The sequence below is a fragment of the Asticcacaulis sp. genome, from assembly GCF_051956075.1.
Taxonomy (GTDB): Bacteria; Pseudomonadota; Alphaproteobacteria; order Caulobacterales; family Caulobacteraceae; genus Asticcacaulis.
Genome location: NZ_JBQCGA010000021.1, coordinates 33,266 through 53,098, shown reverse-complemented (window position 1 = coordinate 53,098; position 19,833 = coordinate 33,266). Strand labels below are relative to the sequence as shown.

18 protein-coding genes are annotated in these 19,833 nt (G+C 63.0%); 7 read left to right on the top strand and 11 right to left on the bottom strand.

The window, feature by feature from the left end; translation table 11 throughout:
- The first annotated feature begins 49 nt into the window (after nt 1–49).
- The 4 genes from gshB (at nt 50) to ACTHLA_RS05850 (ending at nt 6,100) form a co-directional block, all read left to right on the top strand.
- Entirely contained in the window at nt 50–1,003 is a 954-nt protein-coding gene (gshB, locus tag ACTHLA_RS05865; protein WP_440186165.1) for a glutathione synthase, read from the top strand.
- Nucleotides 1,004–1,212: 209 nt separating this feature from the next.
- A complete protein-coding gene (locus ACTHLA_RS05860; RefSeq protein ID WP_440186163.1) occupies nt 1,213–2,763 on the top strand; it encodes a YifB family Mg chelatase-like AAA ATPase in 1,551 nt (516 codons plus the stop codon).
- 76 nt (nt 2,764–2,839) lie between these two features.
- Complete coding sequence (locus ACTHLA_RS05855; protein ID WP_440186161.1) at nt 2,840–4,363, top strand: response regulator; 1,524 nt, start codon at nt 2,840–2,842, stop codon at nt 4,361–4,363.
- Between the two features lie 48 nt (nt 4,364–4,411).
- Nucleotides 4,412–6,100 carry an AmpG family muropeptide MFS transporter gene (locus tag ACTHLA_RS05850; protein WP_440186159.1) on the top strand — a complete coding sequence of 563 codons (1,689 nt, stop codon included), beginning with the start codon at nt 4,412–4,414 and terminating at the stop codon, nt 6,098–6,100.
- Nucleotides 6,101–6,296: 196 nt separating this feature from the next.
- On the opposite strand, the gene ACTHLA_RS05845 is transcribed toward ACTHLA_RS05850, so the two are convergent.
- The 11 genes from ACTHLA_RS05845 to ACTHLA_RS05795 form a co-directional block, all read right to left on the bottom strand.
- A complete protein-coding gene (locus ACTHLA_RS05845; protein WP_440186157.1) occupies nt 6,297–7,865 on the bottom strand; it encodes an alpha-N-arabinofuranosidase in 1,569 nt (522 codons plus the stop codon).
- A gap of 79 nt (nt 7,866–7,944) precedes the next feature.
- Nucleotides 7,945–8,973 (bottom strand): type II secretion system F family protein, encoded by a 1,029-nt coding sequence (locus ACTHLA_RS05840; protein WP_440186155.1) that lies wholly within the window; start codon nt 8,971–8,973, stop codon nt 7,945–7,947.
- 13 nt (nt 8,974–8,986) lie between these two features.
- The gene (locus ACTHLA_RS05835; protein WP_440186153.1) at nt 8,987–9,985 is read right to left on the bottom strand and encodes a type II secretion system F family protein; all 999 of its coding nucleotides are present in this window, start codon (nt 9,983–9,985) and stop codon (nt 8,987–8,989) included.
- A 105-nt stretch (nt 9,986–10,090) separates the two neighbouring features.
- The gene (locus ACTHLA_RS05830; protein ID WP_440186241.1) at nt 10,091–11,614 is read right to left on the bottom strand and encodes a CpaF family protein; all 1,524 of its coding nucleotides are present in this window, start codon (nt 11,612–11,614) and stop codon (nt 10,091–10,093) included.
- 101 nt (nt 11,615–11,715) lie between these two features.
- Nucleotides 11,716–13,188, bottom strand: a complete 1,473-nt coding sequence (locus ACTHLA_RS05825; protein WP_440186151.1) for an AAA family ATPase — start codon at nt 13,186–13,188, stop codon at nt 11,716–11,718.
- An 8-nt stretch (nt 13,189–13,196) separates the two neighbouring features.
- Nucleotides 13,197–13,907 (bottom strand): CpaD family pilus assembly protein, encoded by a 711-nt coding sequence (locus ACTHLA_RS05820; protein WP_440186149.1) that lies wholly within the window; start codon nt 13,905–13,907, stop codon nt 13,197–13,199.
- Between the two features lie 14 nt (nt 13,908–13,921).
- Nucleotides 13,922–15,505: a type II and III secretion system protein family protein gene (locus ACTHLA_RS05815; protein ID WP_440186147.1), complete on the bottom strand. Its 1,584-nt coding sequence runs from the start codon at nt 15,503–15,505 to the stop codon at nt 13,922–13,924.
- Nucleotides 15,502–16,434, bottom strand: coding sequence for a Flp pilus assembly protein CpaB (gene cpaB, locus ACTHLA_RS05810; RefSeq protein ID WP_440186145.1), 933 nt, complete (start codon nt 16,432–16,434; stop codon nt 15,502–15,504). The genes ACTHLA_RS05815 and cpaB overlap by 4 nt, the downstream gene beginning before the upstream one ends.
- 176 nt (nt 16,435–16,610) lie before the next feature.
- Entirely contained in the window at nt 16,611–17,135 is a 525-nt protein-coding gene (locus ACTHLA_RS05805) for an A24 family peptidase (RefSeq protein ID WP_440186143.1), read from the bottom strand.
- A 58-nt stretch (nt 17,136–17,193) separates the two neighbouring features.
- Nucleotides 17,194–17,376 carry a Flp family type IVb pilin gene (locus ACTHLA_RS05800; RefSeq protein ID WP_440186141.1) on the bottom strand — a complete coding sequence of 61 codons (183 nt, stop codon included), beginning with the start codon at nt 17,374–17,376 and terminating at the stop codon, nt 17,194–17,196.
- A gap of 98 nt (nt 17,377–17,474) precedes the next feature.
- The gene (locus tag ACTHLA_RS05795; protein WP_440186139.1) at nt 17,475–17,660 is read right to left on the bottom strand and encodes a Flp family type IVb pilin; all 186 of its coding nucleotides are present in this window, start codon (nt 17,658–17,660) and stop codon (nt 17,475–17,477) included.
- A 417-nt stretch (nt 17,661–18,077) separates the two neighbouring features.
- On the opposite strand from ACTHLA_RS05795, the gene ACTHLA_RS05790 reads away from it, so the two are divergent.
- From ACTHLA_RS05790 to ACTHLA_RS05780, 3 genes are all read left to right on the top strand, one after another.
- Entirely contained in the window at nt 18,078–18,542 is a 465-nt protein-coding gene (locus ACTHLA_RS05790) for a pilus assembly protein N-terminal domain-containing protein (RefSeq protein ID WP_440186138.1), read from the top strand.
- Nucleotides 18,543–18,563: 21 nt separating this feature from the next.
- Entirely contained in the window at nt 18,564–19,118 is a 555-nt protein-coding gene (locus ACTHLA_RS05785; protein ID WP_440186137.1) for a TadE/TadG family type IV pilus assembly protein, read from the top strand.
- Between the two features lie 119 nt (nt 19,119–19,237).
- Entirely contained in the window at nt 19,238–19,798 is a 561-nt protein-coding gene (locus ACTHLA_RS05780; RefSeq protein ID WP_440186136.1) for a TadE/TadG family type IV pilus assembly protein, read from the top strand.
- Nucleotides 19,799–19,833: the final 35 nt, after the last annotated feature.

Sequence of the window (19,833 nt, the reverse complement as noted above, 5' to 3'; positions counted from 1 at the left end):
CTTTGCCGCGCGGGCGACACATATCGGCGGCAGCATAAAGGAACACCACATGAGCCTGCGCGTCGCCGTTTCGATGGATCCGATTGAAAAGGTCAATATCGCCTCCGATACGACCTTTCTGATGATGATGGCGGCGCAGGCGCGCGGACATCAGCTCTGGGTGTTCGAACCGAAACATCTGTCGCTTGAGGATGGCCGCCCGTTTGCACGCGCGCGCCGGGTAAGCCTGCGCGACGTCAAGGGCGATCACGTTACGGCGGGCGATTTTGAAAAGCTCGATCTTGAGGACGATCTCGACGTCATATTGCTGCGCCAGGATCCGCCGTTCGACATCGCCTACATCACCTCGACCTATCTGCTGGAGATGGTCCACCCCAAGACCCTGGTGGTCAACAATCCGACCAGCGTGCGCGACGCGCCGGAAAAGCTGCTGGCGACGCATTTCCCGGATTTGCAGCCACCCACCCTGGTCAGCGCCGATCCGGTCGCCATCCACGACTTCTTCGCGCGTCATGGCGATTGTATCCTCAAGCCGCTGCATGGCGCGGCGGGCAATGGCGTGATCAAGCTCAAGGCGGGCGATCGCAATCTCGACGCCTTAATCGAACTTTTTGGAAATATCAGCCGTGAGCCGGTGATCCTGCAAAAATTCATCCCGGCGGTCAGCGCGGGCGATAAGCGCATCATCCTGATCGACGGCGAGATCGCGGGCGGCATCAACCGCGTGCCGGAGAAAGGCGCGGTGCGCTCGAACCTGCGCGTCGGCGGGCGGGCGGAGCCACTGGCGCTGACGGCGCGAGACCGCGAGATTTGCGCGCGGCTCAAACCTGTTCTGAAAGAGAAAGGGCTGATGTTCGTCGGCATCGACGTGATCGGCGATTATCTGACCGAGATCAATGTCACCTCCCCCACCGGCGCCGTGCAGTTAAAAGCGTTTGAGGGCGTGGACGCGACTGAACTGATGTGGGAGCGGATCGAGGCGTTGCACGCCGTCAAGGGGTGATCACCCGGACGCGCGCCTTCATAAATCTTTAATAATTTCAGCGATTTGCACAATTTTTGCGCATACAATTGAGCGAGTTTGCTAATTGTTCAATTTTTGTTCTTGCTTTGTATGCTTATCCCCGCTAGCTTGTGGATAGATTCTGTATGTCCTCACCGCATTAAGGTTGAGTTCTTTTAGGATTTTCAGCGCAGCATCAGGGGGATGTCATGCCCGCGCGAGTCACCACCATTGCGTTTGAAGGCGCCGAGGCGCGCCGCGTCGAAGCTGAAATTGTCCTGACTCAGGGCCAGGTCGCCTTTCAGGTCGTCGGCCTGGGCGACAAGGCGGTGGCGGAGAGCCGCGAGCGCGTGCGCGGCGCCTTTGCGGGCATGGGACTGGCCCTGCCCGGCAAGCGCATCGTCGCCAATCTGTCGCCCGCCGATCTGCCCAAGGAAGGCACGCATTTCGATCTGCCGATTGCGCTGGCCCTGATGGCCGAGATGGGGGTCATACCGCAGGATGCGCTCGATGGTTTTGTCTGCGTCGGAGAATTAAGGCTCGACGGCTCGATTGCGGCGATCGCCGGGGCCTTGCCCGCGGCCATTGCGGCCTCGTCCTATGGCATGGGGCTGATCTGTCCGCACGATAACGGCGCCGAGGCGGCGTGGGCGGGCGATGTCGCCATTCTGGCGCCGCGCTCGCTGATCGCGCTGATCAACCATTTCAAAGGTCAGGCCGTGCTGACGCCGCCGGTTCCGGGCGAGGTGAAAACGCCCGGAAAACCGATGGACCTGAATGAGGTCAAGGGACAGGAAACGCCCAAGCGCGCGCTCGAAATCGCGGCGGCGGGCGGACACAATCTCCTGTTCGTCGGACCACCGGGTTCGGGCAAGTCGATGCTGGCGCAGCGGCTGCCCGGCATATTGCCGCCATTGACGTCACGCGAACTTTTGGAGACCTCGCAAATCTGGTCGATGGCCGGTCTGATCGCCAGGGGCGAACTGACGCGCGCGCGCCCGTTTCGCTCGCCGCATCATTCAGCGTCAATGGCGGCCCTGACCGGCGGCGGCATGCGCGCCAAGCCGGGCGAGGTGTCGCTGGCGCATAATGGCGTGCTGTTTTTAGATGAATTGCCGGAGTTTTCGCCGCAAGCCTTGGACTCATTACGGCAGCCTCTGGAGACCGGCGATGTCGTGGTGGCGCGCGCCAACAACCATGTGCGCTATCCGGCGCGCGTGCAACTGGTCGCGGCGATGAATCCCTGTCGCTGCGGGCATGGTGGTCTGGGCAAGGGCGCATGCGGCAAGGCGCCGCGCTGTCAGAACGATTACCAGAACCGCGTCTCCGGCCCTTTGATGGACCGCATTGACCTGCGAATCGACGTGCCGCCGGTAACGGCGATGGACATGGCCCTGCCCGCGCCCGCGGAAGGATCGAAGGAGGTCGGCGCGCGCGTCATGGCGGCGCGCGAAATTCAGGCGCAGCGCGCGCAAAAACTTGATCTGGCGCCGGAAAATGCCCTCAACGCCACGGCCTATGGCGCGGGGCTGGAGGCCATCTGCCCACTGGATGACAAGGCGAAGGCGCTGCTGACCCAGGCGGCGGAAAAAGCCAATTTAAGCGCGCGCGGCTGGACGCGCACCCTGCGGTTGGCGCGCACCATCGCCGATCTCGAACAGTCGGGTGCGGTGCTGCGTCGCCATGTCGCCGAGGCGCTGATCTATCGTCGCCAGAGCCGCGAAGGCGCGATGGAGGCGCGTCTCTATACCCCTTCTTAACCTCCGTTTGGCGTGACCTTAACCTTTTGCGGTTAGGGTTGGCGGCCTCAGAACGATCTCGACGGAAAATCCGCCTATGACCTCCCAGTTCGCCTCTTCATCGCCCGGTTCCTCCGATCACAACCTGTCGCCGGAAGACCGGCTCAAGGCGCGTGAAGACTTCTTCCGGCTGATGAGTCATGAAATCCGCACCCCGCTCAATGGCGTGATGGGCATGTTGTCGCTGCTGTCGCGCACGCCCCTGTCGCCCGATCAGGACTCCTATCTCGCCACCGCGCGCGAGTCGGGCGAACATCTGCTCACCCTCGTCAATGATCTGCTCGACTATATGCGCATCGACGCCGGTCGCATTCAGCTCGAAACCACCCAGGTCAGACTCGAACCCTTACTGCAAAGCGTGGCTGAACTTTTATCGCCGCGCGCCCATGCCGGCGGCATCGAAATCGCCTGGGCGCTGGAATCGCGTCTGGAGCATATTCAGGCCGATGAGGGGCGTCTGCGTCAAATCCTGTTCAATCTGGCCGGCAACGCGATCAAGTTCACGGCGACCGGCGGCGTTCTGATCCGCGTCGGACTGACCGATCAGGGCCTGATCCGTTTTAGCGTGCGCGACACCGGCGCGGGCATTCCCGAAGAAGCGCGCGCGCGTATCTTCGAAGAATACGGTCAGGTTCAGGCCAGCGACGCCACGCGCTATGGCGGCGCAGGCCTTGGCCTCGTCGTGGTCAAGAAACTGGTCGAGGCTATGAACGGTCAGGTGTCGCTTGAGTCCGAGGTCGGCGCCGGTTCGTGCTTTATCGTCGAATTCCGCGCGCCCTACGGTCTGCGCAAGGGCTATGAAACGACGCGCCTTCCCAACGCGCTCAGCCTCGTCACCGCCAATCCGGTGCTGCGCGACGGCGCACTGAGCCATCTCGCGGGCGCCGATTGTCGCGTCCGCGTCGTTGCGCATCCAGAGGATGTCACAGACATGCAGGCCGTCGTTCTGTGCGATCGCGCGGTGCTGGACGGCCCCTGCCCGGCGCCGTCGCGCAACAGTCTGATCCTGCTGGCGCCGGAGCAGCGCGACGAACTGGACGCCTGGCGCGCTCAGGGCTGGGCCGGTTATCTGATCAAACCGCTGCGCCGCGTGTCCCTGCTTGAACGTCTGGCCGCTCTGCGCGGCCGCTCCACGACGCCGCACGCCGAAGATGAGCGCATCGTCAGCGAGGCGGCCGCCGACAAATCGGTTCTGCTGGTCGAGGACAATCCGGTCAACGCCCTGCTGGCGCAAATCCTGTTGCAACGTGAAGGTTGCCGCGTCGAGCGCGCCGCCTCCGGCGAGGAAGCGCTCGACATCGCCGCCAGAGACAGTTTCGACCTGATTTTCATGGATCTGGGCCTGCCCGGTCTCGACGGCCTCGGCGCCACCCGCGCCCTGCGCGCGCGTGGCGTGACCACGCCTGTGATCGCCCTGACCGCCAACGCTTATGAAGAAGACCGCCGCGCCAGCCTGAGCGCGGGCATGAACGATTTTCTCGCCAAGCCAATCGAAGTCGCCGCCCTGCGTCACCGCCTGCAAACCTGGACCAGCGAACCGGCGAAAACGAAATCCGCCTAGACGCCGCCGCCAAAGCCCCATACCGTCAGGCAAAAGACGGAGTAAGGCATGTCGAATACATCCGCGACGGACGAAAGCGCGAAGCTGAAACACAATCTTTGGCCCGCCTCAGTCATGCTGGCGCTCGGCTTCTCGTCCGGCCTGCCCTATCTTTTGATCTATGATACGGCCAGCGTCTGGCTGCGTCAGGCGGGCGTGTCGCTGGCCGATATCGGCTATTTCTTTCTGTTCACCACCTTCAGTTACACGTTGAAATTCATGTGGGCGCCGGTGATCGACCGGCTGAACCTGCCGTTCCTGACGCAGGCCTTCGGCCATCGCCGCGGCTGGCTGCTTCTGGTGCAGGGCCTGCTCGTGGCGGGCCTGATCGGCATTTCGCTCAGCCATCCTGAACGCGGCATTGTCGGCATGGCGATCATTGCCTCGCTGACCGGCTTCATCGCCGCGACGCAGGACATCGTCATGGACGCCTGGCGCATTGAAGCGGTCGAGGAGAAGCTGCAGGGCCTGATGGCGTCCTGCTATCAATGGGGTTATCGCATCGCCATGATCCTGTCGGGCGTGCTGCCGCTGGTGCTGGCCGGACCGCTCGGCTGGAACGCCGCCTACGCCATCATGGCGGCCTTCATGGCGGTCGGGATCGCGGCTGTCTTTCTGGCCCCGCGCGAGAAGGCGCATATTATCCGCCCGATCCATATGGACGACCTGCCCCCGCATCCGTGGCGCGAGACGCTGGAATGGACCGCGCGCGGCGTGCTGATCGTTCTGGCGGCGATTCTGATGGGCTGCGGCCTGACCGGCAATGTCAATGCGCTCGATTTTGTGCTGGGTCTTGTCGGCCTGAGCGATGCGGCGCAGGCGGCGCTCAAAGCCGTCTGGACCGCCAAGACCACCGGCGTCTTCCTGCAGATACCCGCTTTTCTGATCGGCTTCGGCGTTCTGGCGGCCTGCTGCCTGCCGCTGCCGTGGAAGACCCGACCCGGCGCCTATTTTAAGGGGGCTTTCGTCGCGCCGGTCGCGGATTTCTTCAAGCGCTACGAAAACTGGGCCGCATTTATTCTGGCGCTGATCCTGGTCTATCGCGTCAGCGAGTTTATTCTGAACATCATGAACCCGTTTTACGTCGATCTCGGCTTCAGCCTCGATACCATCGCCGGTATGCGCAAGGTCTGGGGCGTGATCATGTCGATGATCGGCTTAGGCTTCGCCAGTTGGATCATCGCGCAGTTCGGCCTGATGCGCGCTCTGGTGATCGGCGCGGTGGTCGGGCCGCTCAGCCATGCGGGCTTCATGTGGCTGGCCTGCGCCGGGCATGACGTCAAGGTGTTCGCCATCGCCATGGCCATGGACAATATTTCGGCCAGCGTCTCCGGCACGGTGCTGATCGCCTACATGTCGTCCCTGACCTCGGCCTCGTTCACCGCCACGCAATACGCCCTGTTCTCCAGCCTGTATTCGATCCTCGGCAAGCTGGTGGCGTCGCAGTCGGGCCGCATCGTCGAAGCCTCAGCCAGGGGCGCCGATCATGGCGGCGTGGCCTCCCTGTTCACCGGCCTGATGGCGCATCTGCATTCAGACTCCTACGTCGCGCCCGCCGCGAAACTGGGGGTGACGCCCGCCGCGCTGGGGGCGGGCTATTTCACCTTCTTCGCCTACACCATCGTGATCGGCTTTGTCTCCATCGCCATGAGCGTATGGCTTTATTGCCGACGCAGACCCACAGACGTCGCAAAATAAAGTCTTTTATTCTCGGCCCGTGCGCTTTGCGAGATTTCGCAACGCATCCTGTGCAGGAGATCTAAAAAACAGTGGACGCTATGCCGGATACGGTGACGCGGTCATGCGATTCGAAGCGCCGCAGCAGGATTATGCGGCTGATCGCCACGCACGACGGCATTCATACCAAGGCCGTCGTGCGGGCGTAGTGCCAGCGTCAAGGCTCCAGCGACACAACCGTCACCGAGGCGGGCGGCAGGGTCAGGACAATGGCGCCGTTCTTGAGCTTGCCGCTGATCGGCTTCGGCGTCACCGTGTCGGGATGGTCGAAGTCGTTGAGGCTGTCCACCTTGGGCGCGGTTAAGGTCTGGCCGGTCGCAGCGCTGGCCTTGAAGCCGAGCGCGGCGGCGTCGACCTCAAGCGGCTGGTCCGGGTCGAGATTGGTCAGTGAGAGCCAGATCTTGCCGTCCTTGCCCTTGGCCGCGATGGCGTCGAGGCGCGGCAGGGTCGTATCGCCCTGGGTATAGGTTCCGGCATCATAGGTGACCGGAATGATGGTCGCATCCTGGAAGGGCACGTACATCTTGAAGACGTGATAGGTCGGAGTCAGCACCATCTTCGGGCCGTCGGTCAGGATCATGGCCTGCAAGACATTGACCATCTGGGCGATATTGGCCATGCGCACGCGGTCGGCGTGGCGGGCGAAGATGTTAAGGTTGAGCGCAGCCAGCACGGCGTCGCGCTGGGTGTTCTGCTGCATCAGGAAGGCGGGGTTCGAGCCCGGCGTCGGGGCCAGCCACGCGCCCCATTCATCGACAACCAGCGCGACCTTCTTGTCGGGATCGTACTTGTCCATGACCGCCGACTGCTTGTCGATCAGCGGCCCCATCTTCAGGGTCTCCTTCAGGACGTGCGCATAAGCGGTCTTGTCGAAATCGGTCGAAGGCATGTGCGGCGGCCAGCCGTCATAGACGGTGTAGGAATGCAGCGACAGGCCCTGGAAGTCGAACGACCAGCCGCGGCGCTCCTTCCAGGTCTTCATGACGGCGTCGGTCCAGGTGGTGTCGTCCGTGCCGGGGCCGACCGCGATCTTCATGGTCGGCTCTTTCGGGTTATAGCTGCCGACGAAGCGGGCATAGCGGCGCAGCTCGGCGGTGTATTCGTCCGGCGTCATCAGCCCGCCGCAGTCCCAGCTTTCGTTACCTATGCCCATGAACGGCACATTATAGGGCGCGGGATGGCCGTTTTTAGCGCGCTCCTGTTGCAGCGTCGTGGGCTGGTCGGCGGTCATATACTCCATCCAGTCCTGCGCCTCGCCGACTGTGCCGGAGCCGATATTGAGCGAAACATAGGCTTCGGAACCGATCTGGTTGATGAAGTCCATATATTCGTCGGTGCCGAACGTATTCGGATCGACGACATTGCCCCAGGCGGTATTGACGCGCGTTTTACGATCGGGGCCGACGCCGTCGCGCCAGTGATAGCTGTCGGCATAGCAGCCGCCCGGCCAGCGCACATCGGGCACCTTGATCGCCTTGAGCGCGGCCACGACGTCGTTGCGGATGCCGCGCGTATTGGGGATGCTCGAATCCTTGCCGACCCAGACGCCGCCATAGACGCCGTGACCCAGATGTTCGGCGAACTGGCCGAAAATATGCCGGTCAATGGTCGCGCCAGGCTTACCTGCGTCGATGCTGAGCGAGATGGGCGGCGTGGCGGCGGTCGCAGAGGCGCTGGCGAGCGCTAGAAGCGAAACGCCGAGGGCGGCGCTGGTGAAAAGACGCATGATGATGTTCCCTGGTGCGGTTATATGTCTGAGTTATGATATCGCTATCACGCTCAGTTCGGGAACGCAATCGGGCGCTTTACCGTTCGTTCTTTTCCGTCGGATGCTGGTTGATGATCGGCGCCGAGGTGTCGTGCTTCTGCATGGCGGTGATGCGCAGCACGACCGGACCGAGAATGACCACGAACAGCACAGGCAGGAAGAAGACGATCATCGGCACGGTCAGTTGCGCGGGCAGGGCGGCGGCCTTTTTTTCGGCGGCGGACAGGCGCAGGTCGCGGTTTTCCTTGGCCATGACGCGCAGGGCCGTGCCGAGCGGCGTGCCGAATTTCTCGGCCTGGATCATCGCGGTGCAGACCGCCTTGATGCCAGGGTGGTTGGTGCGTACGGCCAGACCTTCGTACGCCATGCGACGCTCCGGCAGATAGGACAACTCCGCCACCACCAGGCTTAGCTCCTCGGCCAGTTCGATCGAGGCCGAGCCGATTTCCCCGGCGACCCGATGCAGTGCCGCCTCGATGGACATGCCCGACTCGACCGAGATCAGCAGCAGGTCGAGCGCATCGGGAAAGGCGGCGACGATGGATTGGCGGCGCTTGGAGGCCATGTTGGAGATGTAGAGGTTGGGCGCGTAATAGCCGAGCACCAAGGCGCCCATGCAGATCAGCGCCTTCATCTGCAGGTGCAGATGGCCGACATTCAGCCCGAACAGGTAAAAGGCGGCGCCGCCAGCCAGCACGAACGGCATGGCGAAGCGGAAGAAATAGAAGGTCGAAACCGGCTTGGGACCGCGAAAGCCGGCGGAGGCCAGTTTCTCAACCACCTTCGGGTCTTCCAGCAGGGTCTTCAGGTTCAGCTTTTCGACCAGGGCGCGGTACGGACTGGTGTCGGTGCGGCGTAAGCCCCCGGTGGCGTCGCGGCCGACATTCTGGCGCGACAGACGGCGCAGCTCCTCCCGCCGTGTGGCGACGGATTTCATGCGCTTGGCCAGTTGCTCGCCCGACATCAGGCTCTGGCCGAGGGTGATGACCGTGAAGAACACCATGCCCGCCACGACGATGGCGACCAGATTTCCGGGGTTCATAATGGTGGCGGCGAAGGCTTCCATGCTGTGATCCCCGTCAGAACTTGAAGTTGATCATCTTGCGCATCATCAGCACGCCCAGCCCCATCCACACCACGCCGCCCAGCAGCATCAGATTGCCAACGGCGCTGCTGAACATGATCGAGATATAGTCTGGGCGCGTCACGAAGATCATAATACCCACACCCGGCGGCAGCGAGCCGATGATCGAGGCCGAGGCGATGGCTTCGGAGGACAACGCCTTGATCTTTTCGCGCATCATCTTGCGCGCGCGCAACACAGCCGACAGATTGCCGAGCGCTTCGGACAGGTTGCCGCCCGACTTCTGCTGAATGGCGATGACGATGGCGAAGAAGCGCAGCTCCGGCGCCGGCATGCTTTCGCTCATCTTTTCCAGCGCCTGCTCCAGCGACATGCCGATGGCGACGTTTTCGCACAGGCGCTGAAATTCCGGCCCCAGCGGCGCCGAACATTCCTTGGCGGCCAGCTTCAGCCCGTCATTGACCGGCAGACCCGACTTGATGCCGCGCACGATAATGTCCATGGCGTTGGGAAATTCCAGCGTGAATTTGGCGACGCGGCGTTTGGCCATGAAACCCAGCACCCAGCGCGGCAGACCGTAGGTGAAGGCGAAGGCGGCCCCAGCGGACACCAGCAGCCGCAGGGCGAACGGCATCTTGCCGAGCAGCAGCAGCAGCACGAAAAACGCGACCGCACCCAGCACGGCGCTGACGATCCAGAAGCGCTTTTCGTTCGGCTCCAAGCCGGCGTGCAGCATGCGCGCGCGCAAGGTCAGGCGCGTCTTGCGTTCGCGCCGGTCGGCCTCTTTCAATTGTTCGCTGATCTGGCGGCGGCGTTCTTCCGGGGTGCGCGCCGCAGCGCCCTTCTGCCGCCGCGCCGTCGTGGTCGCGCGCGCGCCGATGGCCTGGGTGCGTTTGCTCAGTTGCGCCGAACCGCCGCCCCCGCCCGCCATCGCAAAGCCGAGACTGGCGATGACGACGAAACCGAGAAAGGCGATCATAAGTATCTGGATCATGATCGCGCCCCGCCGCTTCGCTGCTTGAGCGCGTTTATGCTTGCGCTACCGCTTCGCTGCTTGAGCGCGTTAAGCGCTTGTCGCGCGCCGCGCCCTCGCCGTCCGTTACTCGCTGGCATCAAGCGCCTCCGCCAATTCGCGCTCCAGACCGTAATAACGCGCGCGGTCCCAGAAACGCGGGCGACCGATGCCGGTGGAGCGGTGGCGGCCGATAATCTTGCCGTTCTTGTCCTCGCCTTCCATCTCATACAGGAACAGATCCTGCGTCACGATGACGTCGCCTTCCAGCCCCAGCACCTCGGTGACATGGGTGATGCGGCGCGAGCCGTCGCGCAGGCGCGCGGCCTGAATGATCAGGTCGATCGAGCCGACGATCATTTCGCGGATGGTGCGCGACGGCAGGCCGTAGCCGCCCATGGTGATCATGGATTCCAGACGCGACACGGCTTCGCGCGGCGAGTTGGCGTGCAGCGTGCCCATCGAGCCGTCGTGGCCGGTGTTCATCGCCTGCAACAGATCGAAGGCTTCGGGTCCGCGCACTTCGCCGACGATGATGCGTTCGGGACGCATCCGCAGACAGTTCTTGACCAGATCGCGCATGGTCACCGTGCCCTGGCCTTCGAGATTGGGCGGGCGGGTTTCGAGACGGACCACATGCGGCTGCTGCAATTGCAGTTCGGCGGCGTCTTCGCAGGTCACCACCCGTTCGGTCGGGTCGATGAAGGCCGTCATGGTGTTGAGCAGAGTCGTCTTGCCCGAACCGGTGCCGCCTGAGATCAGCACGTTACAGCGCGAAGCGCCGATGACGCCCAGCACGCGCGCCCCTTCCGGGCTGATGGAGCCGAACTCCACCAGATTGCGCATGGTCAGCTTGTCTTTTTTGAACTTACGGATGGTCAGGGTCGGCCCGTCCAGCGCCAGGGGCGGGGCGATGACGTTGACGCGCGAGCCGTCGGGCAGGCGCGCATCGCAGATCGGCGAAGATTCATCGACGCGGCGCCCGACCTGGGAGACGATGCGCTGGCAGATGTTCATCAACTGCGCATTGTCGCGGAAACGCACATTGGTGAGCTGCACCTTGCCGCCGACTTCGATGAAGACGCGCTGGGCGCCATTGACCATGATGTCGGCGATGTCGTCGCGCGCCAGCAGGGGTTCGAGCGGCCCATAACCCAGAACGTCGTTGATAATGTCCTGAACCAGATTGTCCTGTTCGGACACCGACATGGAGACGTTCTTGATCGCCACCAGCTCGGCGACGATGTCGCGGATTTCCTCGGAGGCGGCGCGCGCGTCGAGCTGCGCCAGTTGCGACAGGTCGATGGTGTTGATCAGCGCATTGAAGATCGCCGTCTTGGTGGCGTGGTAATAGTCGGACTGCTCGCGGACGATCTCAGTGACCGCCTGCGCCTGATGCATCTGCTCCAGACCGGCGGCCAGCTTGCTGGCGGGGGCGGGCCTGTCGGCCTCGCCGCCGACCCGCTTTTCCTGACTCAGCTCCGGCAGGGCGATTTTGGTTGTGGACTGGCCGGGATCGAGCTTTTGCGGCCGCGTGGCGATGTCGGCGCCGGAGGCTGCGGGCGGCGGCGCAGCGCGGTTCGCCGACTTTCCGAGGGCCTGGGCGCGCAATTCCTGCGGCGAGCCGCCGGGGCGGGCCGCTGCGGGTTTGGCGCCGAAAGCCGGGGCGGAGCCGGGATCACCTGAGCGTTTGCCGAACACCTTGATTTACCTCATTTGCCAAGCAGGGAGGCGAGCAGAGACTTCTTCGCCTTGACCTCCGGCGCGCGACCGGTGATGGCGGCGGTGAGCTGGTTCAGCGCTTCCGCCGTTTTGGAGGACGGGCCGCATTCGGCGATCATCTGGCCGTTATTGGAGGCCTGACCGAACAGTTTGGGATCGAACGGAATCAGGCAGGACGGCTCGACGCCCAGCGCAGCGGTGAAGTCCTTGACCGGAATTTCCGGGCGGCCCGGAATCTCCATCTGGTTCAGCACCAGACGCGGCGGGGCGTCATTGGGACGCGAGCTTTTCAAAAGGTCGATAATGTTCTTGGCGTTGCGCAAGGAGGCCAGGTCCGGCGTCGCCACGATCACCACCTCGTCGGCGGCGATCAGATTGGCCTTCAGCCACGGCGTCCAGACGTGCGGCATGTCCATGACGATGTAAGGCGCGGCGGCGCGCACCTTGCGCGTGACCTCCGAATAGGCGTCGGCGTCGTGCGTATAGTCCTGATCCAGCACGGCGGGCGAGGAAAACAGCGACAGACGCTCGCTGCACTTGGTCAGCATACGGTCCAGCAGCACCGAATCGAGCCGGTCCGGCTCGCCCAGAGCGTCGGCCATGCCTTGCAGCGGATCCTGATTGAAGTCGAGCCCGGCGGTGCCGAACGGCAGGTCGTAATCGACGATCACCGTATTGGCCTGCAACTGCTCACTGAGATTATAGGCGAAATTGTGCGCGATCGAGGACGAGCCTGCGCCGCCGCGCGCGCCGACAAAGGCGATGGCGCGCCCGACGAAGGGCGTTTCCGGGTCGTTGAACAAGGTGGCGATGGTCTTGATCAGTTGCAGAGGCTGCACCGGCGCGACCATGTATTCCGACACGCCCTGACGGATCAGTTCACGATAGAGCGAAATGTCATTATGCGCGCCGATCACCACCACCTTGGTGTTGGCGTCGCAGACCTCGGCCAGTTGCCCCAGACGGTCCAGCAGGTCGCGACCGCGCTCGGACGCTTCGACGAACAGGAGGCTGGGGGTCGGTTCGTTGCGATAGGCGTCAATGGCGCCGTCTATGCCGCCCGGACGCACCACGCATTGCGCGCGCGCCATGCGGCGGTCGAGCGAGGCGGTGTCGCAGGCCTGTAAGGTGGCGTCGGAACCGGCGAAGAAATGGATGGCGATGCGCGGGATCGAGATCGCGCCGATATCGTCCTGCTCGCCGAAATGACCGAAGGCGGCGGGCGCGTCGCGCAAACCCAGCGTGCTGGCGAAGGCCTGACGCTGGGTCGGCGCGGGCGCAGGCTCAAGCGGGTCCGCGAACGGGTCTTCCGGCGCGCCGGGCGACGGCTCGGCGCTCAGATCGTAATCATCGCCCGCGTCAGCGTCCATACGGTTTCTGGCCCGCGGCGCATAGTCCACGAATTCGTCGTCCAGATCGTCCAGGCTGTCAAAAGGATCGTTGTGCCGTGCCGGATTAACCATGGATGGCCTCACTGAATCGCATTGGAGATGCTGCCCTTGCTCTGGTCGTCCTGAGCCGAGGAGGTGACGTCGCCGTTGCGGTATTTGCCGAGAATGACGGATTTGCGCGTCGCATCGCTGGGCGTCGCGTCCTGCGGACGGGCCAGATCGCGCGGATCGGCGACCATGGCGGCCAGATTGGACGAGATGGCGCACCCGAAATTGTTGTAGGGCTTGTTGTCCGCCGTGCGCGACAGGTTTTCCCAGCTCTGGTTGCAGTCATAGGTGCGCGCACGGTATTCGGTGACGTTGACCGTGACGATGTCGGCGGGCTGGTCCTGACGGCTGGCCTGCGACAGGTCGGAGGAATCGACGTCGTGCGCCATCAGGAAGTCGCCAACCGCGCGACCGGCGGCGACGGCGGTGGGGTCGCCTGCGGTGACGATCTCGACATCGGCGGGTTCGCCGCGGGTCCAACTGACGTTTTGCGCCAACTGGCTGAGCGCCAGTCGCTGATTATTGGACAGACCGTTCGGATTAACGCGCAGATTGATGGCGCGCGTGCGGCTCTGCGCCTTGAGCGGATATTGCTCGGTCGGCAGGGGCGGATTCGGGTCCATGCCGTTATTGAGCGCCGTCTGGGTCGCCGGGCCGCTGGACGCGCAACCGGCCAGCGCCATAAGGGCCAGCAGGACGGGAGCGGCGGCGATGCGAACCGGGTTTGTGCTGAGGATGCGCATGATCTGCTCCAGTCCTATTCGATCACGTAGCCGATGGGGGCCTGATAGGGGGCGGCGGGCGGCGGGGTAGCGGCGGGGCCTGCGCCCTTGTCGGCAATCACCTTGTTGATCTGGCCCATGAAGACGCTGGTGGCGTCATTGGGCGTTTGCAGATTGTCCGCCGGGGTCTGAACCTGATCGGGCGACATGGTCGAGGTCAGGTACGGGGTGACAATGACGACCATCTCCGTCTCGTTATTGAGGAAGTCGCGCGAGCGGAACAGGGCGCCCAGCACCGGCAGGGTGGTCAGGCCGGGCAAAGAGTCGATTGACTGCTTGAAATTGGATTGCAGCAGGCCCGCGATCATCAAAGACGAACCGGACTGCATCTCGACCGTGGTTTCGGCGCGGCGCACGGTCAGGCCGGGAATGTTCAGGCCCGTGCCGGTTTGCAGCGCGCCGACATTGGTCAGGTCCGACACTTCGGTGGACAGCTTCAGGCTGATGCGGCCGCCCGACAGCACAACCGGCGTGAAGCCGAGGCCGACGCCGAACGGCTTGAACTCGACCGTGACGCGGCCCTGGCTGTCCTGCGAAGCCGGCACGGGGGATTCGCCGCCCGCCAGGAACTTGGCCGCCTCGCCCGACACGGCGGTCAGGTTCGGCTCGGCCAGGGTGCGCGCCAGTCCGACGCGCTCGAAGGCTTGCAGGCAGTTGCTGGCGTTGGTGCCGAAAATCTTCGATCCCGTATTGGTCAGGGTCTGATCGACCGTCTGATTGCCGGAAGTGTTCGACGTCGAGGTGGTGGTTGTGCCGTTAATCGTGGCGGCGCCGGTCTGGCCGAAGCAGGCGTTGGCGGTGCCCTGATAGGCGCCGTTAGCGCCGTAACTGGCGCTCTGGCCCCAGGAATAGCTGCGCGTGCCGAAATTGTAGGTGATCGAGTTGTTCATGCCCAGTTGTTTGATCACCGAGCGGTTGACCTCGACGATGCGCACCTTGAGCGTGACCTGATCCTTGCCGGCGATGCTCATCAGGTTCAGCACGTCTTCCGGCTTGTCGACAAAGGTCTGGGCCAGACGCAGGATCTGGTCGGCCTCGCCGTCGTCACGGGCCAGACCGCTGAGGATGATGTGGCCGTTCAGGCTCTGCGCCTCGACATGGCTGTCCGGAAACAGGCGATGCACGGCGTCGCTCAGCTCATCCGTCGGCGCGTTGACGCGGATCGACAAATTGAGAATCTGCCGCCCCATGCGGTCGAAGAACAGGGCGTCGCTCTGGCCCGCATCGACGCCCAGCACGAAGATGCGGCGCGGCGTGCGCAGGATGGCGTCGGCGACCTTGGGGTTGGAGACAAAGACGTCGGAGGCGTCCATCGGCAGGTCCACGACCGCCGAGCGTCCCTTGCCGAGATTGAGTACGCGGCTGACCGCCGTCGAGGTCTGCTCTCGCACCGGCATCTGGCCGCCATTGAGCTGGCTGTAGGGAACAGGCGTCGCGGCCGTCATGGTCATGGACGGGGCCGTGGGCAGGGTCTCTGCGCTGGCGGCAAAGCCGTAGGCCGCCAGGCTGAGCATGGCGGTTCCAAGGACGAGGCAGTTCAGGAGGGTGTTGGTTTTCATCGCGATACCAGAACCTCTGTGGCTTGGCCGTTGCGGTAAATGCGGACAGCCTGTTCGCCGCCGCTGGGGGTCGGATCGACGACGCCGGTCGGGCCGGAGGCGTCAGCATAGGAACGCAACATCAAGGACAATGTGCCGGACGCCTTGGCCAGGGTGAGAACCTGACCGTCCTGCGGCGAGACCTCCAGCGTAGCGGTGGCGCCGATAACGCTTTGCTTGTCCTTGTCGGGGCTGACCTGCTGGTCGATGGCCAGAACGCGGATATTGCGCAGAACCGGCTGCACCGAGTCGATCGTACCGCCGCCGCTGGCGCGCTGAGTCTGATGCGTGGCCAGAATATCGACATGGTCGCCGGGCAGGATGAAGCCGCCCGCCGTATTATCGACGCTGACCGGCACCGCCATGGCGCGCATGCCCGGATGCAGCATGACGGCCATGAAGCCGCCTTCGTCGGCGCGCACGATCTTGTCGTCGGTCACCGGCTCGTTAGCGAACATATCCTGCCGCGCCACGCCGCCGATATAGGCGTCGCGGGCGGGCGAAGGCGCGACCTTGTCGGCGACCGCCTGCACGGCGCCGCCGACCACGCCGTCGGCCTTCTTGACCGCTGTCGGCGCATCCGGCGCAGCGGAGCCCGATGCGGACGCCGCAGCGGCGGCCTGCGGATTGCCGCCATCGACGATAAAGGCCGGATTGAGCGACGCGATCGGCCAGTCCTGCCAGCTCAGATCGGAGTCCGTCAGGCGCGAGCCCGCCTTGATGTCGTGCGACACCACGAGGACGCGCGCGGTCGGCGCAGCGGCGGGCGCCTCGACGCTGGCCCTGGCCGGGGTGGACGGCTTACCCGTCATCATATTGCGCACGACCAGCGCCAGCAGAACCGCCGCCAGAGCCGCCACGCCATAGATGACGTATTTGGACGTCTTCATGCTCACATTCCCCTGCCCGAAAGAGTGCGGACGCGCATTGTTCGCCCGCAGCGGTGAATCAGTTTGCGCAATGTTGGCGTGAGGTTCGTTAACTTTCGCCTAAAGAAAGTTCGGGCATGGTTAAAATCGTTGGGGCGGAGGAATTTCTCGTGACCCGATTTTATGGCTAGAACGACTTACGGATGAATCAGGCTGAGAAAGTCGCTTTGCCAGATCGCCGCCAGACCGCCGACACAGATGGCGATGCCGTAGGGAATGTCACCCTTCGCCTCCAGATGGCGGCCCAGCCAGGCGGGCAGGCGCGGCGCCGCCAGCACAAACGCCTTGCGCGCGCCGATAAGGCCAAGGGTCAGAACACCGCCCGCCAGCGCCGTATAGATCAAAAAGGCGATAAAACCATGCCAGCCCAGCCACAAAGAGGCCGCCGCGATCATCTTGGCGTCGCCGCCGCCCATGAAGCGCAAGGCGAAACAGATCATGCCCAGAACGAGGCCAAATACGCCGAGCCCCAGATGCTCGCCCCATTGCGGCCAGCCGAAATGTCCGCTGAGCTGCATCAGAACCGCCGTCGGCGCGAAGGCGGCGGCCAGACCCAGGGTCAGCCGGTTCGGAATGGTCATGCTGGTCAGATCGGTGAAGGCTCCGGCCAAAAGACAGGCCGGATAGGCGAGCGCAAACAGAAGGGCGAGCGTGAACAGCACGAAAACCTCGAAGACGGCGATGTCCTCAAGGTCTATTCAGTCAGCGGTTAAGATAGGTTTACGATCCGTCGGCGTGCGACGTCGCCGTGACGATATGATCGGAAATATAGCTGAACATGCCGGTGGCGCTGTCGCCGAAAGCGTAGAAGGCGGTGATGCAGGCCAAGAAGACGAGAGCCGCGATTAGGCCGTATTCAATGGCGGTGGCGCCGCGCTCATCGCGTAAAAAATGCCCCAACATGCTCGCCTCCGGTAAAAGTTCCACGATAAGCGGGAAAAAGAAGGGCCGCAGGCGAAGTAACGCCCACGGCCCTTTTATTGCGTCGTCGTGGACGAGACTTAGGTGGTCACCTTGTTGGCGGTATCCAGCTTGCTCGAAACCGTGCTGAAGGTGTCGTGCAGGGTCGAACCCAGCGTGCCCAGAATGGTGATCAGGGCGACGGCGATCAGGGCGGCGATCAGACCGTATTCGATGGCGGTGGCGCCGGATTCGTCTTGAGCAAAGCGGTTGAAGAACTTGGTCATAAAGGTCTCTCCTGGTTTTCTACTGTTAGCAATTTGATCCATTACTCAGATCGGGCTTCGAGGTGAATGGCTCAAATGCTCCCGAACACGAGTGCAGAATAGTCAGTCTTGATTAAAAGCCAGTAAACAGCGCGATTTTTTCGAAAATATTATATAGTTAATATATATTTATACTTAAAATGCGTTAAGGTTAAATCTTATTAAAATCGTTTAATTCTGAATTTAAACACAAATTCTCCGTTAACATCATGTTTAGCAATTTTAAACATTTGTTATTTACCCTTGTGGCTAACGGATTCCTCAGTTCTGCGCGTCAGTCTGGGGTGAAGCCTGAACGTGCGTCGGCGTCTTTTGCGCTTTTCTGCGTAGGCCCGTCGCCTAGATATATGAGCCGCAGCCATGATGAAGACCGCCCCAATGAAAGCTCACAGTCATTTCCGCCGCGTCTTATGGGCCGTCGCCGCGGGCGTCGCCATAACAGCGGGCGCCGCTCAGGCAGGCCAGTCCGTCACCGTGGAAAAGAATCATATGGTGCGCGTCGCCCTGCGCGGCTCCGCCGGATCGGTGATCGTCGGCAATCCCGACATCGCCGACGTCAATGTCGTCGATTCACACACCATCTATATTATCGGCAAGGGCTTCGGCTCCAGCGCGGTGACCGTCACGGACGCGGCGGGCCGCTCCCTGTTTGATGGCGAGGTCGTGGTCACAGGCGCGCAACGCGGCGCCATCACGGTTTACCGCGGCGCCAAGGCGTCGAGCGTCGTCTGCTCGAATGTCTGTATCAGCGCCGACGACGCCGCATCGGCGGGCGTGGCCTCGGGCGCAGCTTCAGGTGACGGCGCGCCGGTTTCGGCGCCCATCGCCATGAACGCCGGTTAAAACCAGCCTGAAGGCGCGGCGATGCGGATCGGGACATTGGGTCAGATGTGGCGGGCAAAGGCGCGGCGACTCGCGCGGACATGGGTCCGCGATCCGCGTGGCGCCACGGCGATCGAATTCGCCCTGGTGGTCGGACCGCTGATCTTTATGATCATGTGCTGCCTCGAACTGGCCCTGGTCATTCTCGTCACCGTGACGCTCGATAACGCCACCGATATCGCTTCGCGCGAAATCCGCACCGGCGAGGTGACCAGCGCCTCGACCGCCGACGATTTCAAGCAGCTCATCTGCAACAATATGAGCTGGCTGGCCGGAAGTTGCACGGCCTCGTTAGAGGTCGATGTGCGCACCTTCGACAGCTTCGCCCTGGTCGACATGACGCCGCCGATCAAAAACGGCAAGTTCGACGCCAGCACCTTTTTATATCAGGTCGGCGGCGGCTCCAAGATTCAGCTTGTGCGCGCCTATTATGAATGGCCCCTGTTCACGCCCTTCCTGAAACCGGGTCTGTCCACCATGGCCAATGGCGACGCCCTGATCACCTCAACCGCCGTCTTCCGCAACGAGCCGTTCTGATGCTGCGCCGCCTCAACGCCCTGACTCGTCTTAAAGCGCCTTACGATCTGATGACATCAGATCGGCGCTCTAAGTCTTTGTTGCATCGCTCTTCCTTATCCAAAAAGTGGAGCCACTTTTTGGGGAAACGCTTTAAAGCCTTCGCCGCCGATCAGCGCGGCGTGTCAGCGATCGAGTTCGCCTTTGTGGCGCCGATCCTGATCATGCTCTACTTGGCCCTGGCCGAGCTGACCCTGGGCATGATGGCGTCACGCCGCACCGCGCACCTCGGCGCGGCGGTCGGCGATCTGGCCGCGCAGTCGGAAAGCCTGACCGTCGCCAATATCAACGATCTGTTCGACATCGGGAACAGTCTGCTGTCGCCGTTCGACACCGGAACCAAGCTGAAGATCATTCTCAGCAGCGTGACCATGAGCAAAAACAAAAGCACCGGCGCCGAGCAGGCGACGGTGGACTGGAGCCGCAGCAACGGCAATATCGCCGCGCATGCGAAAGGCTATGTCGTCGGCAGCATCACCACCTCGCAGATTTCCGACGGCGAGAGCCTGATCATGACCGAGGTAGAGTACGATTACGATTCGCCGATCGGCAATTTCCTGCCTGGCCAGACCGCGTTCACCTACACCTATTACCATCACCCGCGGAACGGCGCCGAGGTTGACTGTACGGACTGCACCTGATCGGCTATAGCGGCGGGATCGCCTTCGGAGATCGC

What these genes read in the sequence shown, in the direction of transcription:
- ACTHLA_RS05790 (WP_440186138.1), top strand. Translation starts at nt 18,078, where the DNA reads ATGAAAGCTCACAGTCATTTCCGCCGCGTCTTATGGGCCGTCGCCGCG.
- cpaB (WP_440186145.1), bottom strand. Translation starts at nt 16,434, where the DNA reads ATGAAGACGTCCAAATACGTCATCTATGGCGTGGCGGCTCTGGCGGCG.
- ACTHLA_RS05820 (WP_440186149.1), bottom strand. Translation starts at nt 13,907, where the DNA reads ATGCGCATCCTCAGCACAAACCCGGTTCGCATCGCCGCCGCTCCCGTC.
- ACTHLA_RS05850 (WP_440186159.1), top strand. Translation starts at nt 4,412, where the DNA reads ATGTCGAATACATCCGCGACGGACGAAAGCGCGAAGCTGAAACACAAT.
- ACTHLA_RS05800 (WP_440186141.1), bottom strand. Translation starts at nt 17,376, where the DNA reads ATGTTGGGGCATTTTTTACGCGATGAGCGCGGCGCCACCGCCATTGAA.
- gshB (WP_440186165.1), top strand. Translation starts at nt 50, where the DNA reads ATGAGCCTGCGCGTCGCCGTTTCGATGGATCCGATTGAAAAGGTCAAT.
- ACTHLA_RS05785 (WP_440186137.1), top strand. Translation starts at nt 18,564, where the DNA reads ATGCGGATCGGGACATTGGGTCAGATGTGGCGGGCAAAGGCGCGGCGA.
- ACTHLA_RS05825 (WP_440186151.1), bottom strand. Translation starts at nt 13,188, where the DNA reads ATGGTTAATCCGGCACGGCACAACGATCCTTTTGACAGCCTGGACGAT.
- ACTHLA_RS05860 (WP_440186163.1), top strand. Translation starts at nt 1,213, where the DNA reads ATGCCCGCGCGAGTCACCACCATTGCGTTTGAAGGCGCCGAGGCGCGC.
- ACTHLA_RS05855 (WP_440186161.1), top strand. Translation starts at nt 2,840, where the DNA reads ATGACCTCCCAGTTCGCCTCTTCATCGCCCGGTTCCTCCGATCACAAC.
- ACTHLA_RS05835 (WP_440186153.1), bottom strand. Translation starts at nt 9,985, where the DNA reads ATGATCCAGATACTTATGATCGCCTTTCTCGGTTTCGTCGTCATCGCC.
- ACTHLA_RS05815 (WP_440186147.1), bottom strand. Translation starts at nt 15,505, where the DNA reads ATGAAAACCAACACCCTCCTGAACTGCCTCGTCCTTGGAACCGCCATG.
- ACTHLA_RS05840 (WP_440186155.1), bottom strand. Translation starts at nt 8,973, where the DNA reads ATGGAAGCCTTCGCCGCCACCATTATGAACCCCGGAAATCTGGTCGCC.
- ACTHLA_RS05795 (WP_440186139.1), bottom strand. Translation starts at nt 17,660, where the DNA reads ATGACCAAGTTCTTCAACCGCTTTGCTCAAGACGAATCCGGCGCCACC.
- ACTHLA_RS05845 (WP_440186157.1), bottom strand. Translation starts at nt 7,865, where the DNA reads ATGCGTCTTTTCACCAGCGCCGCCCTCGGCGTTTCGCTTCTAGCGCTC.